The sequence below is a fragment of the Mesorhizobium sp. M0052 genome (genome assembly GCF_040323255.1).
Lineage (GTDB): Bacteria > Pseudomonadota > Alphaproteobacteria > Rhizobiales > Rhizobiaceae > Mesorhizobium.
In genome coordinates, this window is record NZ_JAMYUS010000017.1 from 1 (window position 1) to 14850 (window position 14850).

Here is a 14850-nt window from a genome sequence, read left to right on the forward strand (position 1 = left end):
CGTCGCAATCGACGCTGTGCCGGCTGGAGAACCTACCCGGGGTGCGGGAGCTGGTCGCGATGGGACGGGCGATGGTCGATCTCTAGTGCGCCTCGTTCCGGCAAGTGCCGAAGCGGATCGTACTCGACATTGACGACACCTTCGACGCTGTGCACGGAGGCCAACAGCTTCGCCTGTTCAATGCCCACCATACGAGTACGGCTTCCAGCCGATCGTCGTGTTCGATGGTGCGGGACGGTTCGTCAGCGCGATCCTGCGACCGGCCAAGCGGCCGAGTGGGGCTGAGATCCGCCCCCACCTGCGCCGTCTGGTGCGGGCGATCCGGATCAACTGGCCGAACATTCGAATCCTGCTCCGCGGGGATAGCCATTATTGCAACCCAGGTCATCGACTGGTGCTGCGCGTCGACTTCATCTTTGGCCTCGCGCCCACCACGACCCTGCACAAGCATGTCGCGGATCTGGAGGCCAGCACGACCGCGCGCTTCGAAGCGTCGGCCAAGACAGGCAAGGTCCGCAGGTTCAAGAAGTTCGTTGACGGCGCCGCTAGTTGGAGCCGCGTCGAGCGCATCATCGCGCGGGTCGAGGTCGGCGCCCACGGTGGCGATATCCGCTTCGTCCCCCGCCTGCCATCACGCCGGAGCAATCCCGGCGCCTGACGAGGCGCGTGGAAAAGCACCGCAACGGCGACCACAGCGTCGCTTCAGGCCGTCAAAAGCTTATCGCCGTGCATCAAGGCGGCTAGATGGCAACGAGGCTTATGCCGCCCGAGCATCGCAGCTAAGTATGCATGAGGGGTCGTCCCTTCAAAATACTTGATACATTTGCGCTTGCGTAGCTCCTTGCATGCGCTCGATGCCAGGAGGAGACCTCTGTTCTAAACGCTCGCATCGATGCAGCGCCGTTGACACCATCATCGCGGCGACCGCTTTGCCGCGGCCGCCGCAGCCCTTTTCGAGCATGACGATCATGCCGGCGCCATCGCAGTGATGCACTTGCAAATTCAGAGATGCACTCTGGCCAAATGCTAGGTGCCCAGCATATGTCCGGCATCCCGCAACGCCGCTACGAAGAGACGGGCATTGCCGTTGGCATCCATCTTGGCCTGCATCGACAGGGGCATCCTGTGCCAGCTCTCCAAGGCCGCAATGTAATGTGAGAACATACCGTTAACGATGCAATAGTGGGTAACTAGGCCGTGTCCGTCTAACGCCAGCACGCCGAATTGGCCGCCGTGATATCGGATGGCTGCGACCCGCTGGACCTGAGCGTCACCGTCGATCCGCACGTCGAAAAGCAGGCTGCCGCGGCTCCTGGTGGCTATCTCGGCGGCTTTTTCAGCGAAGCTCAACGAGAGCGAGCGGACGCTTTCGACTGCCATCTGTAAAACCATCAAGTTCAGTTCATCCACTGCCATAAGGTACCTGTGCGCAAGACATGGGTGATTGCAATCGACCACACCGCTTGTTCACAGATGTCGGCTCACGACCGGTTATTCAGGGGTCGCCGGTTATCCATTGAGGGCGTGCTCATCAAAATGATCCTGACGTGGAATGCGCTGCATCTACGAAGCGCGAGGAGCAGGCCAGCCAAAGCTGTCGCGACAATTGATCTCATAATCCACCCCGATATCTGGATTTCGGCATCGCTGAACATCCCTGGTAAGTGAGCTGTTTGCGGCAAGCCCATCTCGGCTTTGTACTCCGAAACCGTTGCAATGGCGTCGCTCGGCGCTCGGGACCGACAGGCTCTGCTCGTCGAGAACTTTGTCCCCGAGAAGCGTTCGACTTTGAGCATTCCGCTGAAGGGTGACGTCTCGCCAGTCCGTGTCCTTGCAGCTCACCGCGATGTCTTTTTGCGCATCGCACGCAAGCGCACGAATTGGTCTCCGTTCACTTCACAAAATGGTTTTCCTGAAGTACTGGAGCGCAGAGAAATCTCCGGTCGCAGCCTACCCGGTTAAAACAAGGACCCAACGATGAAGACTCTCGTCGTCTGCTCCGGCGGATTGGATTCCGTTACTCTTGCCCACAAGGTGGCAGCGGAGCACCAGCTGACCGGCCTGCTATCGTTCGATTACGGCCAACGGCATAGGAAGGAATTGGGCTTCGCCACCCTTTGCGCGGCGCGCCTGAGTGTCCCGCAGCGAATCATCGATATCCACGAGATCGGCGGCGACCTTTCCGGCTCCGCGCTGACCGACAATGTGGACGTGCCCGACGGGCACTATGCCGAAGACACGATGAAGATAACGGTGGTGCCCAACCGGAACGCCATCATGTTGGCCATTGCCTTCGGCCTCGCCGCAGCGCAAGACGCTGACGCAGTGGCGACGGCCGTGCATGGTGGGGATCACGTTGTCTATCCCGATTGCCGTCCGGCCTTCATCGACGCTTTCCAGATGATGCAGGACCACGCGCTCGACGGCTACGCGCAGATTCGCCTTTATGCACCCTATGTGAACCTGACGAAGGCGGACATTGTTACGGATGGAGCCACATACGGCACGCCGTTTGCGCAGACCTGGTCCTGTTACAAGGGCGCCGAGCGTCATTGCGGGAGGTGCGGGACCTGCGTCGAGCGGCGTGAGGCGTTTCACATCGCTGGGCACCCGGACCCAACCGAGTATGAGGACTCCGACTTCTGGCTCGGAGCGCTGCGAAGGACCACCGCGTAATGTTCCGCATCACCAAGGAATTCCACTTCTCAGCCTCGCATCAGCTCACCTCATTGCCACCCGATCACCAATGCGCGCGCCTGCACGGACATAACTACATCGTCGAAGTGGAGCTTTCAGCGGATGGACTGGACGATCACGGCTTCGTGCGCGACTACCACGACTTGGCGCCATTCAAACGCTACATCGACGAGAGCTTCGACCACCGGCATCTCAACGACGTGCTGGGACACGAGCAAGTCACGGCGGAATATCTGGCCAGACATTTCTACGACTGGTGCAAGGCACGCCTGAGCGAAACCGCGGCCGTGCGGGTGAGCGAAACGCCGAAAACCTGGGCGGAATACCGGCCATGACGAATACTCATCCCGCAATCCGCGTTAGCGAGATTTTCGGGCCGACGATCCAGGGCGAGGGCGTGCTCATAGGTTTGCCGACGATCTTCGTCAGAACCGGCGGGTGTGACTATCGCTGTTCCTGGTGCGACAGCCTCCATGCTGTGGACAATCAATTCCGCCATGAATGGGAGATGATGTCCGTTGGGGCGGTGTGGAAAAATGTGCTTGCCCTTTCCGGTGGCCGCCCGCTGATGGTGTCGCTATCAGGCGGCAATCCGGCCATCCAGCCGCTCGGCGCGCTCATCGACCGGGGCCATGGTGACGGTTACCGTTTTGCGCTGGAAACCCAAGGGTCGCTTGCCAGGGACTGGTTTGCACAGCTTGACGTGCTGATCCTCAGCCCAAAGCCGCCGTCAAGCCGAATGACGACAGATTGGGCCGCTGTCGAGGCGTGCCTCCAGGCGGCACAAGGCAAGCCCAAAGTCGTGCTCAAGCTCATTGTTTTCGACGAAAGGGACTACACCTACGCGAAAGACGCCGCTGCGCAATTTCCGCAACTTCCGATCTATCTGCAGCCCGGCAATCACACGCCGCCACACCTCACAAATGATGACGCGCCTGTCGACCTTGACGGAATATTGAAGCGCATGGAGTGGCTGGTTGACAGCGTGACCCGCGACAGATGGTTCGAGGCCCGCGTGCTGCCGCAGCTGCACGTTGTGCTCTGGGGTAACAAGAGAGCCGTCTAGCCCAGGCCCTTTCCACTGGAACTGCGCCGGCAGAATTCGGGTGAACGGGTGGTTCAGGTCGAAGGGAGCTGTCGCCGACAACCATGATCCGACAGGCAGGGCTCGAGCGGACGATATCGTCGCTGCGCCAAGACGCGTCTGGTCCGCTCAGAATCTTGTCTCGATAGACGGTCGCCGATCAACAAACGTACCGCGGTCCATGATCGACTGAGAGGCATGACCGTTCCTCTGAGTGCTCAGACTGCCGCCGAGTGCCTGGCCGTTCCAGCTTCGAAATATTTGTCGAACCTGGCCGCGATGCTTCGGACGAAAGGGCGACTTTCAGCCGGCACAACGAATCTGTCGCCATCAAGTTCAAGCAATCGAACCGAATCGTGGAGGGCCATGGAACTTGACTGAAGGAGGAGCCTCTGGCCGGCCTCGCCGAAGCGTTCCACCAGATCGATGGCCGAGAAGGCGAAGTCGCACATCAAACGTTCGATGATCCAGCCGCGAACGCGGTCGTCGTTGGAAAGTGCGATACCCCGAACAGCGGCCAGCCCGCCGTCATCAACCATGCGTCTATATTCGCTGGTTGAAGGCATGTTCTGCGCATAGCCTTGCCGAAACTGGCTAATGGATGACGGGCCGAGCCCGATCAAGATTTCGCAGCAATCGTCCGTGTAGCCCTGAAAGTTCCGGTGCAAAGTCCCGGTGTGTGCCGCAATCGCCAGCGCATCGCCCGGTTTGGCGAAATGGTCGAGCCCGATTGCCTCGTATCCATTGTCTACAATCGCCTGTGCAGCCAGTTGCGACTGGGCAAAGCGCTCCGCGGGACCCGGCAACCAGGCCTCGTCGATCATCGTCTGATGTTTCTTGAACCACGGTACATGCGCGTAGCCAAACAGTGCGATCCGATCCGGTTCCAGGGTCAGTGCCTGCGTGACCGTAGAAGCGACGCTTTCCCTGGTCTGGTGCGGCAGACCGTAGAGCAGGTCCAGATTGACGGATTCGACGCCGCGCGAACGAACGCCGTCGACGACCGTCTTGGTCTGCAGGAAGCTCTGCTCGCGGTTGATCGCCTTTTGCACCTTCGGGTCGAAATCCTGAACGCCGAGGCTCGCACGGGTCATGCCGATTTCGGCAAGCGCATCGAGGCGGGCATCGTCCATATCGTTGGGTTCGATTTCAACGCTGATCGTGGCACCGGGAAGAAAGCCGAAGCTGTTGCGCAGGGCGGTTCCCAGCGCCACCATATCTTCGGGCTTGAGCATGGTCGGCGAACCACCGCCGAAATGGACGGCACGCACACGACCTTTGCCTCCAACAAGACTGGCGACGGTGGCGATCTCGGCATGCAGTGAGCGCAGATATGTGGTCACCGGTTCGTAATGGCGTGTCTGCTTGGTATGGCAGGCACAGAACCAGCAAAGCTTGTCGCAGTATGGGATGTGCAGATAGAGCGAGATTTCGTCGCCCTCATCGAGCCGCTGTAGCCAGCCACGACAAACGGTAGCGTCAACGCTTGCATTGAAATGCGGCGCGGTCGGGTAGCTCGTGTAGCGCGGGACGTTCTCGCCAAATCTGGCAACTAGCTTTTGTCGCATGTCGTGGTCCACCGTGTTTGCCTCGCCCGAACTGTGGATGCTTGGATGAGCCTAAGCCCTGATTTCGATCAACCTTCAGCACGGACAAACTGCCGCAAGGATTTTTCTACCGTGGATGCTATCCTGCCCGCACGGACCGGTAGAGCGATCGAATGACATTACGGCAGGATATTCACAGTTCCGGCATCCCCGTTCTTTGCCTGTCTTGCGAGGCACGGCGCCGCGGTGTCTGTGGCGCGCTAGAGCCAGACCATTTGGCTCAGCTCGCCAAGACGTCGTCGCGGCACAATATCGAGCCGGGGGTCGAACTGATCGGCGACGCCGAGGCGGTCGACTGTTATTCGAACGTGCTTTCAGGCGTGGTGAAGCTCACGAAGAGCCTGTCAGATGGACGCCAACAGATTGTCGGCCTGCAGTTCGCCCCGGATTTTCTGGGTCGGCCCTTCAAGATGAAAAGTGCGATTAATGCGGAAGCGGCAACAGCTGTCTCGCTATGCTCGTTTCCCAGAGCGGCCATCGAACGGATGATGAAGCAGTCACCCGAATTTGTGCATCGCCTGCTCAAGCAGGCGCTGAACGAACTTGACGAGGCACGCGAATGGATGGTGACTCTGGGACGCAAGACCGCACCAGAGAAGGTGGCGAGCTTTCTCCTCATGATTGCCCGGAACATCGACTCCAATGTTGACCCGACGGCTAGCTCGACGTGCTTCGAGCTGCCAATGACGCGTGCCGACATTTCTGATTTCCTTGGAATCACAAACGAGACCGTGAGCCGTCAGCTGACCAGCCTGAGAATGGACGGCGTGATTCGGATCGAGAACAACCGCCGCGTCACCGTGGACAGCATGAGCCGGCTGGAACGGCGCTGCGGCGGCCGAGGCGCTACAGCCGTTTGAATGACGCAGAAGCTGCATGGCCCCCGTCACTTACTTCATTCGGGGCAGGGCATGCTCGCGTTGGGCTCAGAAGAAGTCGCGTAGCGACAGCCCGTTCTCCATCCGATCGTATGCGCCAGTTGCCTTTCGGCTCGTCGGCGAAGCATCCACACTTGGCCGAAGTCAATACGCCTCATCCGCAGGGGAAAATCGCCGTCTCCCCAAGCCATGAATGTCACGACGGCAGCGTAACGCTGGCGCTGGCTGTTCCAAGGCATTGAACGCGGGGTTCGGTAAGGCGTCGACCTGCTTTCCAGCGTCGCAGAAGGTGCGCTCCCCCACACGCCCGCGGTCGCCTCCGCACCCGGGGCCCGACCGGGGACGCCAGGCCCCATCCATAAACGGGCGGCCGGTGGTGCGCTTCCACATTCGATCTTCGCAGTCTGATCGCACCGAACTCGATGCTGCTCGAGCAAAATGGTGCGGCTCTGACATGGATCAGGGCGAGCAGGCGACGGCTGCGCAATAAGGCACCGCGGTTTGGCATCCGCCGGAATTGGAAATCGGGGCTTGCGATGAAATTCGGCAAAGAAATCGTGCTTCTAAGCCTGTTCGCATTCGCGGCTTTGGTGGCGGCTGGCGCTGGGGTGGATGAACCCTTTCGCCAGCATATGTGGGTCTTGTTCTTCGCCTTGGCTGGCTTCACTGCGATCCTACTGCGTAACACTGAGTTCAAGCCTGCCGCTCCGATCGACCCGTCCGCCTACATGGACGGGCCAATCCGCTACGGCGCCATCGCCACCATGTTCTGGGGTGTGGTTGGCATGCTGGTCGGGGTGGTCATCGCGCTACAGCTTGCCTATCCCGATCTCAACATTCAGCCCTGGTTCAACTTCGGCCGCTTGCGGCCTCTGCACACCTCGGGCGTCGTCTTCGCCTTCGGCGGCAACGCGTTGCTTTGCACGTCTCTCTATGTCGTCCAACGCACCTGCCGCGCCCGGCTGTTCGGTGGCGATCTCGCCTGGTTCGTGTTCTGGGGCTACCAGCTCTTCATCGTCATGGCCGCGACAGGTTATCTGCTCGGCATCACCGAGAGCCGCGAATATGCGGAACCCGAATGGTATGTCGACATCTGGCTGACCATCGTCTGGGTCGGCTACCTGATCCTGTTTCTGGGCACCATCCTGAAGCGCAAGGAACCGCACATCTACGTCGCCAACTGGTTCTACCTTTCCTTCATCGTGACCATCGCGATGCTGCATGTGATCAACAACCTGTCGATGCCGGCCTCCTTTCTCGGCTCCAAGAGCTATTCCGCATTTTCCGGAGTCCAGGACGCCCTGACGCAGTGGTGGTACGGCCACAATGCCGTCGGGTTCTTCCTCACCGCCGGCTTCCTCGGCATGATGTACTATTTCGTGCCCAAGCAGGCCAACCGGCCGGTCTATTCCTACCGTCTGTCGATCGTCCATTTCTGGGCAATCATCTTTCTCTACATCTGGGCCGGGCCCCATCATCTGCACTACACGGCCTTGCCCGACTGGGCGCAGACGCTTGGCATGGTGTTCTCGATCATGCTGTGGATGCCGTCATGGGGCGGCATGATCAACGGCCTGATGACGCTGTCGGGCGCCTGGGACAAGCTGCGCACTGACCCGATCATCCGCATGATGGTGATGGCCATCGCGTTCTACGGCATGTCCACCTTCGAGGGCCCGATGATGTCGATCAAGACGGTCAATTCTCTGTCGCATTATACCGACTGGACCATTGGCCACGTTCACTCCGGTGCGCTCGGCTGGGTCGGCATGATCTCGTTCGGCGCGATCTACTTTATGGTGCCGAAGCTGTGGAACCGTGAACGGCTCTACTCGCTTCGCCTCGTTACCTGGCACTTCTGGCTGGCGACGCTTGGCATCGTTGTCTACGCCGCTGTCATGTGGGTGTCCGGCATCATGCAGGGCCTGATGTGGCGCGAATACGACGAACAGGGCTTCCTGGTCTACTCCTTCGCCGAAACCGTGGCAGCCATGCACCCCTACTATGTCATGCGTGCCATCGGTGGGGCCATGTACCTCTCCGGCACCCTGATCATGGCCTGGAACATCGGCATGACCATTCTCGGCTACCGGCGCGAGCAGGATCCGATGCCGCGCTCCACCCCCGCCCTCCAGCTTGCGCGATGATGAGACAGAAAATGAGGTTGATGAACAGACACGCGGTCATCGAGAAGAACGCTACACTTCTCCTCCTCGGTTCGCTTCTCGTGGTCACCGTGGGCGGTATCGTCGAGATCGCACCGCTCTTCTATCTCGATAATACGATCGAGAAGGTGGAAGGCATGCGGCCTTACTCGCCGCTCGAACTTGCTGGTCGAAACATCTATGTCCGCGAGGGCTGCTACCTCTGCCACAGCCAGATGATCCGCCCGTTCCGCGACGAGGTCGAGCGCTACGGCCACTACAGCCTGGCGGCCGAGTCGATGTACGACCACCCCTTCCAGTGGGGATCGAAGCGCACCGGACCTGATCTCGCCCGCGTCGGCGACCGCTATTCCAACCTGTGGCACGTGGATCACCTGACAGATCCACGGTCCGTGGTGCCGGAATCGATCATGCCGAGCTATGCCTTCCTGAAGGACAAGCCGATCGCGGTGAAGGACTTCTCTACGCATCTGGTCGCCAACAGGCGCGTCGGCGTCCCCTACTCCGACGACATGATCGCCAACGCCAATGCCGATTTGATGGCGCAGGCTGATCCCAACGCCGACACATCCGGCCTCGAGGCCCGCTACCCCAAGGCTAAGATCGGCGACTTCGACGGCAACCCGCAGCAAGTCACCGAAATGGACGCGCTGGTTTCTTATCTCCAGATGCTGGGCACGCTGGTCGATTTCAAGAACTACGATGAGACCGCCGGCTACCGCTGAGGACAATAGCCATGACGTACAATTTCATGCGGGAGTTTGCCGACAGCTGGGGCCTACTTGCCATGGCTCTTTTCTTCATCGGATCTGTTGCCTTTGCAGTTCGTCCCGGAAGCCGCAGGCAAGCCGGCGAAGCAGCTCAAATTCCTCTGAAGGAGGACTGATCATGAGCAGCGATCACATCGACGAGGTTTCCGGCATCTCAACCACCGGTCATGAGTGGGACGGCATCCGGGAGCTCAACAACCCGCTTCCGCGCTGGTGGATCTGGACGTTCTACATCACCATAGTCTGGGCGATCGGCTACACCATCGCCTATCCGGCATGGCCTCTGCTGCACACGGCAACCAAGGGGGTGCTCGGCTACTCCAGCCGCAACGATGTCGGGAACGAGTTGTCCGCGGCTGAAGCGGCCAAGGGCAAATATGTCGCCGCGATAGAAGCGAAAAGTGTTTCGGAGATCGCGGCGGACGACACGCTGCGCGAATTCGCCGTCGCCGCCGGCGGTGCCGCGTTCAAGCTCAATTGCGTGCAGTGCCATGGTTCCGGCGCCCAGGGCTCCAAGGGCTTCCCCAACCTCAACGACGACGACTGGCTGTGGGGCGGCAAGGCGGACCAGATCCAGCAGACGATCACCCATGGCATTCGCTTCGCCTCCGATCCGGATACGCGCCTGTCGGAAATGCCCGCCTTTGCCGACATCATCACCGCCGACCAGATCAAACAGGTCAGCGCCTACGTCGCCAGTCTGTCGGGGGCCGTCGTCAATCAAGCATTGGTCGCGCCGGGCGCAAAGGTCTTTGCCGAAAACTGCGTGGCCTGTCATGGCGACAATGCAAAGGGCAACAAGGAACTCGGCGCTCCAGATCTGACCGACGCCATCTGGCTCTACGGGTCAGGCGAAGCGGCCATCGCCGCCCAGGTAACCGCACCGAAACACGGCGTGATGCCGGCTTGGGGCGCGCGCCTCGGCGAGATCAAGGTCAAGGAACTGGCGGTCTACATCCATTCGCTTGGCGGCGGAGAATAGGAAAGCAGCCTATTCTCGTCCTCCCCCTCCCGCCAAGCGACGAGGCCCGGCGCAAGCCGGGCCTCGGCATCATCCAGAACCGATGAGTCGGATTCCGGCGAAATCGTCGCTGGTGACTGGAGCTTCTCGTGCTCGATAACACGCAAATAGAACGGATCGAACCCACGACGTTCAACTCCACCAAGGTGCGCCAGCCAATGTATGCCGCGCGCAGGAAGATCTTCCCGAAGCGGGCCTCGGGCAGCTTTCGCCGATTCAAATGGATCGTGATGGCGATCACGCTCGGCATCTACTATCTGACGCCGTGGCTGCGCTGGGATCGGGGTCCGTTTGCCCCCGACCAGGCGGTGCTGCTCGATGTCGCCAACCGGCGCTTCTATTTCTTCTTCATCGAGATATGGCCCCAGGAATTCTACTATGTCGCCGGCCTTCTGGTCATGGCCGGCGTCGGTCTTTTCCTGATCACGTCAACCGTCGGCCGTGCATGGTGTGGCTACACATGCCCACAGACCGTATGGGTCGATCTGTTCCTGGTCGTCGAGCGCGCGATCGAGGGCGACCGCAACGCGCGCATGCGGCTCGATGCCGGTCCATGGACCACCCGCAAGCTCGTGCTGCGGGCATCGAAACACGTCATCTGGCTGGTCATAGCCGCAGCGACTGGTGGCGCATGGATCTTCTATTTCGCCGATGCGCCGAGGCTGCTCGGCGAACTCTTCACCGGCACGGCAGCGCCTGTCGCCTACATCACCGTCGCGGTCCTGACGGCGACGACCTACACGTTTGGCGGGCTGATGCGCGAACAGGTCTGCACCTATATGTGCCCATGGCCGCGCATCCAGGCAGCCATGCTCGACGAGAGCTCGCTCACTGTCACCTACAATGACTGGCGCGGCGAACCGCGCACGCGTCACGCCAAGAAGGTTCTTGCCGCAGGGCATCCCGTCGGCGATTGCGTCGACTGCAATGCCTGTGTCGCCGTCTGTCCGATGGGGATCGACATACGCGACGGTCAGCAACTCGAATGCATCACCTGCGCGCTCTGCATCGATGCCTGTGACGGCGTCATGGACAAGCTCGGCAAAGCGCGAGGACTGATCTCCTACGCGACGCTCTCCGACTACAACGCCAACATGATGCTGGCCACCGCCGGCGGCGCCAGCTCGGTCGATCCGTCGCTGGTCAGGACGGATGACGGCGTGTTTTCGGACAGGGTGGCGCATTTCCATATCCGCAAGATCTTTCGGCCGCGCACTTACGTTTACATGGCTATGTGGTCGATGATCGGCCTGGGCCTGCTCTTTTCGCTGCTGACCCGCGACCGGCTCGAGATCAATGTCCTGCACGACCGCAACCCGCAATTCGTGACGCTCTCCGACGGCTCGATCCGCAATGGCTATACCGTCAAGCTGCTGAACATGATCCCCGAACCGAGAACGATTATCGTCACCCTCGGGGGTTTGCCAGGCGCAGAGATGAGCATCGTTGGCGTCGACCTCCCCGCCGATCGCTCCTTTGCGGTCCAGGTCGAACCCGACCGGCTGAAGATGCTGAAGGTTTTCGTGCGCCTGCCCGCCGATCAGATTAATCGCCAGGCGCAGACCTTCACATTCCGCGTCGAAGACAAGGTCAGCTTCGAGTCCAACGAATACACCGCCACCTTCAATGCGCCGGAGATCGCCAGATGACCGCCACCACCCGAAGACCCCGCGAATTCACCGGCAGGCACATGTTGGCCACCATCCTTGCCTTTTTCGGCGTGGTCATCGCGGTCAATCTGACGATGGCGACGCTTGCCAACACAAGCTGGACCGGCCTTGTCGTCGAAAATACCTATGTCGCGAGCCAGCAATTCAACAAGAAGGCTGAAGAAGGCCGTGCGCAGGCAGCGCTTGGCTGGACCGGCCAGTTGACCATCGCATGGGGTGAAGTCCGCTATGGCATCATCGACGCCGCGGGCAAACCGGTTTCCCTGCATGGCGTGAAGGTGCTGTTTCGCCATCCCGCTTACGAGAAAGAGGATGAGTCCGTCACGCTCGCCCTCGCCTCGGGCCAGGAGTTTGCAGCACAACACGTGCCAAGGGATGGTGTCTGGATCATCGAAATAGACGCCGATACCGGCCTGGCAAAGCCTTATCGCGACGTGCGCAGGATCATGATTTCCAATGGAGCGCTGAAATGAGCTGTTGTGCACCGGGCGCTGAAATAGCGCTGGATCTGGTCAGCGGCACCTCGGTCCTGCCCTCCAGCCAGGAAATCAGGCTGGCGAGCCGATCGCTTGGCGACGACCTTCATCAGACCGACCTTTCGGTGCCGACCGTTCATTGCGGCGCCTGCATCCAGACGATCGAGACGGCGTTGGGAAAACTCGATCACGTCGAGGCAGCTCGCGTGAACCTGTCAACCAAGCGGGTCTCAGTCCGCTGGCGCGGCGACGAGGCTCCACCATTGGTCGCTGTGCTCGGCCGGCTCGGCTATCAGGCGCATTTGTTCGAAGCCGAGATTGATGCAAAGGACAAGATGCTTTCGGAGCTTATCCGCGCCGTCGCTGTTGCCGGCTTTGCTGCGGGCAACATCATGCTGCTCTCGGTGTCGGTCTGGTCCGGCGCCGAGGGCGCCACCCGCGACCTGTTCCACTGGGTCTCGGCCCTGATCGCCATTCCTGCGCTGGCCTTCGCCGGCGGCATCTTCTTCAAGTCGGCGTGGAATGCGTTGCGCCACGGCCGCATGAACATGGACGTGCCGATCGCCGTCGGCGTGTCGCTGGCCTACGCCATGAGCCTCTATGAGACGATCACCCACGGCGACCACGCCTATTTCGACGCGTCGGTATCGCTGCTGTTCTTCCTCCTGATCGGTCGCACGCTCGATCACGTGATGCGGGAACGCGCCCGCACCGCTGTGAAGAGCCTGTCACAATTGGCCGCGCGCGGCGCCATGGTGCTGCGCGGCGATGGCGCTCGGGGCTATCTGCCGGTGGCCGAGATCGAACCGGGCATGCTGTTGTTGATCGCCGCCGGCGAAAGAATCCCTGTCGATGGCAAAATTGTGCGCGGGACATCGGACGTCGACTGCTCCCTGGTCTCCGGCGAGAGCACGCCCAGTAGCGTGGCGCCGGAAGACACCGTGCAGGCCGGCGTCCTCAACCTTACCGGTCCGCTGACGGTAGAGGCCACAGCCGCCGCGAAGGATTCGTTCTTGGCGGAAATGGTTCGGCTGATGGAGGCCGCCGAAGGTGGTCGCGCCCGCTATCGCCGTATCGCCGACCGCGTGTCGGCACTCTACGCGCCCGTGGTTCATCTCACCGCATTGGTAACATTCACGGGCTGGATGGCGGCGACCGGCGACTGGCATCGGGCGATGACGATTGCCATCGCTGTTCTCATCATCACATGCCCCTGCGCGCTTGGCCTCGCCGTCCCAATCGTTCAGGTGGTCGCCGCGCGGCGCCTGTTTGAGAATGGCATCATGGTCAAGGACGGCTCGGCCATGGAGCGCCTGGCAGCGATCGATACAGCCGTGTTCGACAAGACCGGCACGCTCACGCTTGGCCAGCCCAGGCTCGTCAACACGTCGTCGATCGATCCCGCCATGCTGGCAATCGCTGCCGACCTGGCCGCGCATTCGCGTCATCCATATTCAAAGGCCATTGCCGGCTTTGCCGTCAGCAGCAGCCAGCACAAATTCGACGCGGTGACCGAGCACCCGGGTTTCGGGATCGAAGCCACAGCCGCCGGTAGCATCTGGCGGCTGGGTAGACGCGGATGGGCTGGCTGGAAGGCTCGAACCGGCGGCGAAGGCAAACATGGCTACGGCGGAACAGTCCTGACGAAAAACGGCATGATTGTCGCATCCTTCGTTTTCGAAGATGCGCTACGCCTCGACACCAGGGCAGCGATCGATCAACTGCGCAACGCTGGTATGTGCGTGGAAATGCTGTCGGGCGATACCGCGAAAGCCTGCGCCGAGGTTGCCGACATGTTTGGTGTGGATGACTTCGTTCCCTGCCTGCTACCGTCCGGCAAGGTTGAACGCATCGAGAGCCTGGCGAGAGACGGGCACAAGGTTTTGATGGTTGGCGACGGGCTCAACGACACACCAGCGCTGAGCGCCGCGCATGTCTCGATCGCACCCGCCACGGCGGCCGACATTGGCCGCAATGCAGCCGACTTCGTTTTTCTGCGCGAAAGCCTCTTGGCGATCCCGCTGGCGCTGGACGTGTCGCGCAAGGCGGGAAGCCTGATCCGACAGAACATAACAATTGCGATCGTTTACAATGCTGTGGCCGTGCCGATCGCCATTCTGGGTCATGTTACGCCTCTCATCGCGGCGGTCGCGATGTCTGCCTCGTCATTGCTTGTGATTGGAAACGCAATGCGTCTGCAAGGCTTCGCAACGGGTGTGTCGTCCGAAACAGCGCGGCAGGGCAGGCCCGCGCGGGCCGGCGCCTTGGCCCGATCTTCATGACGACGCTCGCCTATCTCATTCCGGTGGCGTTGTTCCTTGGCGCACTCGGCCTGTCCGGCTTCCTGTGGGCGTTGAGAAGCGGCCAGTACGATGATCTCGATGGCGCTGCGGAGCGCATTCTAATCGACCGCGACGACGGCGCGGAGAATCCTCCTCGTTCCAAGTGACTCAGATCAACGCGCCGCGGGTCGGGATGTCCT

General features: G+C 60.8%; 15 protein-coding genes and 1 pseudogene. 13 read left to right on the forward strand and 3 right to left on the reverse strand.

Annotated elements, in window-relative coordinates; all coding sequences use genetic code 11:
* Positions 1 to 619, forward strand: a pseudogene (locus tag NKJ77_RS22005) (transposase); the annotation flags it as partial.
* A gap of 186 nt (positions 620 to 805) precedes the next feature.
* Here the strand turns inward: NKJ77_RS22005 and NKJ77_RS22010 are convergent.
* On the reverse strand, positions 806 to 970 hold the full coding sequence (locus NKJ77_RS22010; RefSeq protein ID WP_023685557.1) for a hypothetical protein: 165 nt from the start codon (positions 968 to 970) through the stop codon (positions 806 to 808).
* A gap of 56 nt (positions 971 to 1026) precedes the next feature.
* The gene (locus tag NKJ77_RS22015; RefSeq protein WP_023747260.1) at positions 1027 to 1416 is read right to left on the reverse strand and encodes a hypothetical protein; all 390 of its coding nucleotides are present in this window, start codon (positions 1414 to 1416) and stop codon (positions 1027 to 1029) included.
* Positions 1417 to 1977: 561 nt separating this feature from the next.
* Here NKJ77_RS22015 and queC point away from each other — a divergent pair.
* The 3 genes from queC to queE are packed head-to-tail and all read left to right on the forward strand — an operon-like array spanning position 1978 to position 3763.
* The gene (gene queC / locus NKJ77_RS22020; protein ID WP_023747258.1) at positions 1978 to 2676 is read left to right on the forward strand and encodes a 7-cyano-7-deazaguanine synthase QueC; all 699 of its coding nucleotides are present in this window, start codon (positions 1978 to 1980) and stop codon (positions 2674 to 2676) included.
* On the forward strand, positions 2676 to 3032 hold the full coding sequence (gene queD / locus NKJ77_RS22025) for a 6-carboxytetrahydropterin synthase QueD (RefSeq protein WP_023673552.1): 357 nt from the start codon (positions 2676 to 2678) through the stop codon (positions 3030 to 3032). Before queC ends, queD begins: the two co-directional genes overlap by 1 nt.
* On the forward strand, positions 3029 to 3763 hold the full coding sequence (gene queE / locus NKJ77_RS22030; RefSeq protein WP_023747257.1) for a 7-carboxy-7-deazaguanine synthase QueE: 735 nt from the start codon (positions 3029 to 3031) through the stop codon (positions 3761 to 3763). The genes queD and queE overlap by 4 nt, the downstream gene beginning before the upstream one ends.
* A gap of 236 nt (positions 3764 to 3999) precedes the next feature.
* On the opposite strand, the gene hemN is transcribed toward queE, so the two are convergent.
* Positions 4000 to 5349 carry an oxygen-independent coproporphyrinogen III oxidase gene (hemN, locus tag NKJ77_RS22035; RefSeq protein WP_352535790.1) on the reverse strand — a complete coding sequence of 450 codons (1350 nt, stop codon included), beginning with the start codon at positions 5347 to 5349 and terminating at the stop codon, positions 4000 to 4002.
* Positions 5350 to 5501: 152 nt separating this feature from the next.
* Between hemN and NKJ77_RS22040 the strand changes: the two genes are divergently transcribed.
* The 9 genes from NKJ77_RS22040 to ccoS all read left to right on the forward strand — a co-directional run bounded on the left by NKJ77_RS22040 (position 5502) and on the right by ccoS (position 14817).
* The gene (locus NKJ77_RS22040; protein ID WP_023708062.1) at positions 5502 to 6248 is read left to right on the forward strand and encodes a Crp/Fnr family transcriptional regulator; all 747 of its coding nucleotides are present in this window, start codon (positions 5502 to 5504) and stop codon (positions 6246 to 6248) included.
* 554 nt (positions 6249 to 6802) lie between these two features.
* The gene (ccoN, locus tag NKJ77_RS22045; RefSeq protein WP_023747255.1) at positions 6803 to 8413 is read left to right on the forward strand and encodes a cytochrome-c oxidase, cbb3-type subunit I; all 1611 of its coding nucleotides are present in this window, start codon (positions 6803 to 6805) and stop codon (positions 8411 to 8413) included.
* 11 nt (positions 8414 to 8424) lie between these two features.
* A complete protein-coding gene (gene ccoO, locus NKJ77_RS22050) occupies positions 8425 to 9156 on the forward strand; it encodes a cytochrome-c oxidase, cbb3-type subunit II (protein ID WP_023747254.1) in 732 nt (243 codons plus the stop codon).
* Between the two features lie 11 nt (positions 9157 to 9167).
* Positions 9168 to 9317: a CcoQ/FixQ family Cbb3-type cytochrome c oxidase assembly chaperone gene (locus NKJ77_RS22055; RefSeq protein WP_023690689.1), complete on the forward strand. Its 150-nt coding sequence runs from the start codon at positions 9168 to 9170 to the stop codon at positions 9315 to 9317.
* A 2-nt stretch (positions 9318 to 9319) separates the two neighbouring features.
* A complete protein-coding gene (gene ccoP, locus NKJ77_RS22060; RefSeq protein WP_023694866.1) occupies positions 9320 to 10183 on the forward strand; it encodes a cytochrome-c oxidase, cbb3-type subunit III in 864 nt (287 codons plus the stop codon).
* 128 nt (positions 10184 to 10311) lie between these two features.
* Positions 10312 to 11871: a cytochrome c oxidase accessory protein CcoG gene (gene ccoG / locus NKJ77_RS22065; RefSeq protein ID WP_352498937.1), complete on the forward strand. Its 1560-nt coding sequence runs from the start codon at positions 10312 to 10314 to the stop codon at positions 11869 to 11871.
* A complete protein-coding gene (locus NKJ77_RS22070) occupies positions 11868 to 12365 on the forward strand; it encodes a FixH family protein (RefSeq protein ID WP_023713185.1) in 498 nt (165 codons plus the stop codon). The genes ccoG and NKJ77_RS22070 overlap by 4 nt, the downstream gene beginning before the upstream one ends.
* On the forward strand, positions 12362 to 14650 hold the full coding sequence (locus NKJ77_RS22075) for a cation-translocating P-type ATPase (RefSeq protein WP_023747252.1): 2289 nt from the start codon (positions 12362 to 12364) through the stop codon (positions 14648 to 14650). Before NKJ77_RS22070 ends, NKJ77_RS22075 begins: the two co-directional genes overlap by 4 nt.
* Complete coding sequence (ccoS, locus tag NKJ77_RS22080) at positions 14647 to 14817, forward strand: cbb3-type cytochrome oxidase assembly protein CcoS (RefSeq protein WP_023697810.1); 171 nt, start codon at positions 14647 to 14649, stop codon at positions 14815 to 14817. Before NKJ77_RS22075 ends, ccoS begins: the two co-directional genes overlap by 4 nt.
* The last annotated feature ends 33 nt before the right edge of the window (positions 14818 to 14850 follow it).